Source organism: Gryllotalpicola reticulitermitis (genome assembly GCF_042651345.1).
In the GTDB taxonomy this organism is placed as follows: Bacteria; Actinomycetota; Actinomycetes; order Actinomycetales; family Microbacteriaceae; genus Gryllotalpicola; species Gryllotalpicola reticulitermitis.
Genome location: NZ_JBHSCN010000008.1, coordinates 1 through 744 on the forward strand (window position 1 = coordinate 1; position 744 = coordinate 744).

Sequence of the window (744 nt, forward strand, 5' to 3'; positions counted from 1 at the left end):
ACTCGGGTCGTTCTGCTATGAGTAGTGCCGTGGAAGACTCGGCCGAGCACGTCTGCCAAAATGCGCAAAGCCCAGCGTTACGCACCGATGCGGTTCTTCTCGACTTCTTCAATACCTTGGCCGTTCGCCGCTCGATCGACCAGTGGATCGCCGATGCCGAAGACCGCACCGGGCTGGTCGACATCGGGACGCGCGCCGAGGTGAGCACCCGGCTGCCTGGGGTGTGGTCCGAAGCGCGAATGATGTTCCCTGATGCCGACTGGGACCTTGACCCGGCGTCTCATCGCGATGTCTTCCTCGCCGTCGTTGGGCGTAGCGGAGCCGTGCCACCGCAGTTCGCCGCGGCGCTCTACGACGTGATGCCGAAACAGGTCGCACTCAACGCGGGAGCTGCGGAGTTCGTTCACGCGGCAAACCGGCATGGCGTCAAGCTGGCCGTTGTCTCGAACACAGCACTCGACATACGACCAGTGCTGCGGGAATGGCAGCTTCTGTGTCTCTTTGACGTCGTGACACTTTCCTTCGAGGCCGGATGTGTGAAGCCGAATCCCCGCATCTTCAATCTGACGGCCGATGCGCTGCGCGTCGACCCGGCGCGATGCCTCATGATCGGCGACTCGGCCGCCGAAGACGGAGGCGCGATCGCAGCAGGTATGCAGTGCATTGTCTCGGAACCATCAGAGATGTGGCGCGTCTTCGAACGGGTCGCTGACCGCCTCAGCTGAGACGAACGTAAGCCGGTCG

At 62.9% G+C, this 744-nt stretch carries 1 protein-coding gene; it reads left to right on the forward strand.

Features of this window, described 5'->3' with window-relative positions; all coding sequences use genetic code 11:
• Nucleotides 1-725: HAD family hydrolase (locus tag ACFOYW_RS16410; protein WP_390231441.1), on the forward strand; the 725-nt coding region annotated here is incomplete at its 5' end.
• Between the last annotated feature and the right edge of the window lie 19 nt (nucleotides 726-744).